Origin of the sequence: Streptomyces aureus (assembly GCF_001418135.1) — a bacterium.
Classification (GTDB): domain Bacteria; phylum Actinomycetota; class Actinomycetes; order Streptomycetales; family Streptomycetaceae; genus Streptomyces; species Streptomyces aureus_A.
In genome coordinates this window covers 1-4,750 of sequence record NZ_LIPQ01000356.1, presented here as the reverse complement: position 1 = coordinate 4,750, position 4,750 = coordinate 1, and the positions used below count along the sequence as shown (strand labels likewise).

Below are 4,750 nucleotides of genomic sequence, written 5' to 3'. Positions count from 1 at the left end.
GTTCCTCGCCCCACCCCACCCAGCGGCCCCTCACGCCCGTCCTGCGCGCGCTGCGCCTCTGTCTGCACCTGCTGATGGCGGGCCTGCTCGTCCTCGCGGCGGTGCGGGCCGACTCGGTCGCCGGGACGGTGTTCGCGGTGCTGACGGGCGCGGTCTACGCCACCGGTTCGTATCTCCCGTCCGTACGGGACTCGCAGCGGGCGGCCGCGGTGTGGCTGGGTGTCCTGGGCGGGTGCTGGCTCGCGATGCTGTGGCTGACCCCGGAGGCGCTCTGGGTGGCCTTCCCGCTCTACTTCCTCCAGCTGCATCTGCTGCCCGCCCGCTGGTCGCTGCCGGCGGTCGCGCTGACGGCGGGCGCGGCGATCCTCTCGTACGTGGGGCACGGCGCCGCGCTCAACCCCGGGGTCTTCATCGGGCCGCTGCTCGGCGCGGCGGTCGCGGTGGCGACGGTCCTCGGCTACCACGCGCTGTACCGGGAGAGCGAGCGGCGGCGCAGGCTCATCGAGGAGCTGATCGAGACGCGGGCGGAGCTCGCGGCCGCGGAGCGGCACGCGGGGACGCTCGCCGAGCGGGAACGGCTCGCCCGCGAGATCCACGACACGCTCGCGCAGGGCCTGTCCTCGATCCAGCTCCTGCTCCGCGCGGCCGAGCGGGCTCTGCCGCCGGACTCCCCCGCCGCGGACCACATCGACCGGGCCCGGCAGGAGGCCCAGGACAACCTGGCGGAGGCCAGACGTTTCGTCCGGGCGCTGTCACCGCCGGACCTGGAGCACGGCTCCCTCGCGGCCGCCCTGGAGCGACTGTGCGAGCCGGGGGCCGGGCCGCGGGTCCGTTTCTCCGTCAGCGGTACGCCGGTCGAGCTGCCGACCCCCTACGAGGTGGCGCTGCTCCGTATCGCCCAGTCGGCACTCGCGAACACGGTGCGGCACGCGGGCGCGTCGCGCGCGGAGATCACCCTGTCGTTCATGGACGCCTCGGTGACCCTGGACGTGGTCGACGACGGCGGGGGTTTCGAACCCGGCGCGGTACGGCCCTCCTCCGACGGCGGTTTCGGGCTTCCGGCGATGCGCTCGCGCGCGGAGTCGCTGGGCGGCACGTTCACCGTCGAGTCCGCCCCCGGTCAGGGCACGGCGGTCGCCGTCTCCCTCCCCCTCCCCGCTGGAGCGTGAAGAGCATGACCATCCGTCTTCTGCTGGCCGACGATCACCCGGTCGTACGGGCGGGCCTGCGCGCGGTCCTGGACACGGAGCCGGACTTCACCGTCGTCGCGGAGGCGGCGACGGCCGAGCGCGCGGTGGAGCTGGCCGCGGCCGGGGGTGTGGACGTGGTCCTGATGGACCTGCAGTTCGGCTCCGGGATGCACGGTTCGGAGGCGACGGCGGCGATCACGGCGGCGGACGGCGGGCCGAAGGTGCTCGTCCTCACGACGTACGACACGGACGCGGACATCCTGGCGGCGGTGGAGGCGGGCGCCTCCGGCTACCTCCTGAAGGACGCGCCGCCGGAAGAGCTGGCGGCGGCGGTCCGCACGGCTGCGGCCGGCCAGTCGGCCCTCGCCCCGGCGGTGGCGCACCGGCTGATGGACCGGATGAGGACACCGGCGGAGGCGCTGACCAAGCGCGAGCTGGAGGTGCTCCAGCTGGTGGGCGAGGGTCTGTCGAACCAGCAGATCAGCAAGGTGCTGTTCCTGAGCCAGGCGACGGTGAAGTCCCATCTGGTGCATGTCTTCGCGAAGCTGGGCGTGGACTCGCGCACGGCGGCGGTGGCGACGGCGACGGCCCGCCGCCTGATCAGGCGCTAGCGACGCACCACGTCCCGCCGCCTGATCAGGCGCCAGCGACGCACCACGGTCACCGCGCACCCGTCACGCCACCGCTGCCACCACACCCGTCACGCCCGCACCCGTCACGCCCACGGCCGCCACCGCACACCCGTCACACGGCAGTCGCCACAGCACACGCGTCAGTCGACAGGCCCCCGGGGCGCCGGCGGCCCGAAGAGTTCCACCGCCCGCCGGACCCCGGCGAGCCCCTCCGCGAGCGCGCTGACGGATCCGACCGATCCCGCGACGAGCAGCAGCGAGCGGCGCAGCCGCCGGACCTCGGGGGCGCCGCTGAGCGCCATCGCGTCGAGCGCGGCGAGTTCGTCCTCGGCGATACCCCGGTCGGCGAACTCGACTCGGTGGGCTGCCAGTTCGCGTCGGAGCCGGGACACGGCGGACCGCAGTTCGGCCACCCTCGGGTCCACGCCCTCGCCGGTCACTCGCCTCTGCCCCACGCTTCGCAACATGGTTCTCCCCCTCGCACGACACTGTGCGCAGAACTCCATACTCCGAACACCCGGAGCAGCGCTCCGAGCCGACCCCGGGCGGTGGTCGGGCGCCGTGAGTTGCGGGTCAGTTAACTCCTTCGCCACCCCACCGCGCCACCCTTCGCCCGGGTAATTCAGGCGACCGTGTGATTCCGCCTGATGAGGTATGCAGTCCCCATGACAACAGCGCATGATCGAACGGATGTCCACACGCCGCTCGTCGCCGGACTGCTGCTCGCCGCGGGAGGCGGGCGGCGACTCGGCGGGCGGCCCAAGGCGCTGCTCACGCATCGGGGGCGGCCTCTCGTCGAGTACGCCGTGGGGGTGCTGCGTGCGGCCGGGTGCGATCCGGTGCATGTGGTGCTGGGCGCGTTGGCCGACGTCGTACGGGAGCGGGCGGAGCTGCCCGGGTGTGTGCTCGTGGACAACCCGGAGTGGGCCGAGGGGATGGGTTCCTCGCTGCGGGCGGGGCTCGTCTCGCTGGCCGCCGATCCGCGCGGGGTCGACGCGGCGCTCGTCCTTCTGGTCGACCAGCCGGGGATCGGGGCGGAGGCGGTGGCCCGGGTCAGGGCGGCGTACGTCTCGCGGGATTCGCTGGCGGCGGCCTCGTACGAGGGTCATCGGGGTCATCCGGTGCTGTTCGGCGCCGGGCACTGGGCGGGGATCGCCGAGCTCGCGGTGGGCGACCGGGGCGCGCGGGACTATCTGGCGGCGCACCGGGATGCGATCACCCCGGTGGACTGTTCGGATGTGGCCGAGCCCTATGACATCGACACCGAGGAGGATCTGGCGCACTTGGAGTGAAGGGCGTGGCACCGAGCGCCATGGTCTGTCGACGCGGAGAATCTCGACATCAACAAACCATTGAACTTCCACCATGAGGAAACTAGTATCCACTGTTCAGAAGCGCCTGTCCGTTCAGAAGGCGCTTGCGGCCGTATCTCGGCGCCTGCGGCACTGCGTGCCGTCCCGCGACGCCCGGCGGCCGTCTGGCACCGCCCGTGAAGTCCGCTGAAGGAAGTGACAGTTCATGTCCGCACCAGCGCCGTCCCCCCTGGCCGTCGTCGATGCCGAGCCCCTGCCGCGTCAGGAAGAGGTGCTCACCGAGGCCGCCCTGGCCTTCGTCGCCGAACTGCACCGGCGGTTCACCCCGCGCCGGGACGAGCTCCTCGCCCGCCGAGCGGAGCGTCGCGCCGAGATCGCCCGCACGTCCACCCTGGACTTCCTGCCGGAGACCGCGGCGATCCGCGCCGACGACTCCTGGAAGGTCGCGCCGGCCCCGGCGGCCCTGAACGACCGCCGTGTCGAGATCACCGGCCCGACCGACCGCAAGATGACGATCAACGCGCTCAACTCCGGCGCGAAGGTCTGGCTCGCCGACTTCGAGGACGCCTCCGCGCCGACCTGGGAGAACGTGGTCCTGGGCCAGCTCAACCTGATCGACGCGTACGCCCGGAAGATCGACTTCACGGACCCGCGCTCGGGCAAGTCGTACGCCCTCAAGCCGGCCGGCGAGCTCGCGACGGTCGTCATGCGGCCCCGCGGCTGGCACCTGGAGGAGCGTCACCTCACCTTCGACGGCCGCCCGGTCCCCGGCGCGCTCGTCGACTTCGGCCTGTACTTCTTCCACAACGCCCAGCGGCTGATCGACCTCGGCAAGGGCCCGTACTTCTACCTGCCGAAGACGGAGTCGCACCTGGAGGCCCGCCTCTGGAACGAGATCTTCGTCTTCGCCCAGGACTACGTCGGCATCCCGCAGGGCACCGTCCGCGCCACGGTCCTCATCGAGACCATCACGGCCGCGTACGAGATGGAGGAGATCCTCTACGAACTCCGCGACCACGCCGCCGGGTTGAACGCGGGCCGCTGGGACTACCTGTTCTCCATCGTCAAGAACTTCCGTGACGGCGGAGCCAAGTTCGTCCTTCCGGACCGCAACGCGGTCACGATGACGGCCCCGTTCATGCGCGCGTACACCGAGCTCCTCGTGCGCACCTGCCACAAGCGCGGCGCGCACGCGATCGGCGGCATGGCGGCGTTCATCCCGTCCCGCAAGGACGCCGAGGTCAACAAGGTCGCGTTCGAGAAGGTCAAGGCCGACAAGGACCGCGAGGCCGGCGACGGCTTCGACGGCTCGTGGGTCGCCCACCCCGACCTCGTCCCGATCGCGATGGCCTCCTTCGACGCCGTCCTCGGCGAGAAGCCGAACCAGAAGGACCGCCTCCGCGAGGACGTCTCCGTCGCNNGGGCCTGGTCAGCGCCGTGCAGGTCGGCACCCGCTACATCGAGGCATGGCTGCGCGGCCTCGGCGCCGTCGCCATCTTCAACCTGATGGAGGACGCGGCCACCGCCGAGATCTCGCGCTCGCAGATCTGGCAGTGGATCAACGCGGGCGTGGTCTTCGAGAACGGCGAGACCGCCACCCCGGAGCTGGCCCGCA

4 protein-coding genes and 2 pseudogenes are annotated in these 4,750 nt (G+C 72.1%); 5 read left to right on the top strand and 1 reads right to left on the bottom strand.

Going from position 1 to position 4,750, the window contains the following annotated elements:
• Positions 1-41: 41 nt before the first annotated feature.
• Together AOK00_RS26980 and AOK00_RS26975 are read left to right on the top strand one after the other, a co-directional pair.
• A complete protein-coding gene (locus AOK00_RS26980) occupies positions 42-1,169 on the top strand; it encodes a sensor histidine kinase (protein WP_254047515.1) in 1,128 nt (375 codons plus the stop codon).
• 5 nt (positions 1,170-1,174) lie between these two features.
• Positions 1,175-1,801 (top strand): response regulator, encoded by a 627-nt coding sequence (locus AOK00_RS26975; protein ID WP_055602863.1) that lies wholly within the window; start codon positions 1,175-1,177, stop codon positions 1,799-1,801.
• Positions 1,802-1,962: 161 nt separating this feature from the next.
• On the opposite strand, the gene AOK00_RS26970 is transcribed toward AOK00_RS26975, so the two are convergent.
• A complete protein-coding gene (locus AOK00_RS26970) occupies positions 1,963-2,289 on the bottom strand; it encodes a DUF5955 family protein (protein ID WP_055602862.1) in 327 nt (108 codons plus the stop codon).
• A 198-nt stretch (positions 2,290-2,487) separates the two neighbouring features.
• On the opposite strand from AOK00_RS26970, the gene AOK00_RS26965 reads away from it, so the two are divergent.
• The 3 genes and pseudogenes from AOK00_RS26965 to AOK00_RS40665 all read left to right on the top strand — a co-directional run.
• Positions 2,488-3,114 carry a nucleotidyltransferase family protein gene (locus AOK00_RS26965; protein ID WP_055602861.1) on the top strand — a complete coding sequence of 209 codons (627 nt, stop codon included), beginning with the start codon at positions 2,488-2,490 and terminating at the stop codon, positions 3,112-3,114.
• Between the two features lie 226 nt (positions 3,115-3,340).
• A pseudogene (gene aceB / locus AOK00_RS26960) lies at positions 3,341-4,554 on the top strand (malate synthase A); the annotation flags it as partial.
• Between the two features lie 2 nt (positions 4,555-4,556).
• A pseudogene (locus AOK00_RS40665) lies at positions 4,557-4,750 on the top strand (malate synthase A); the annotation flags it as partial.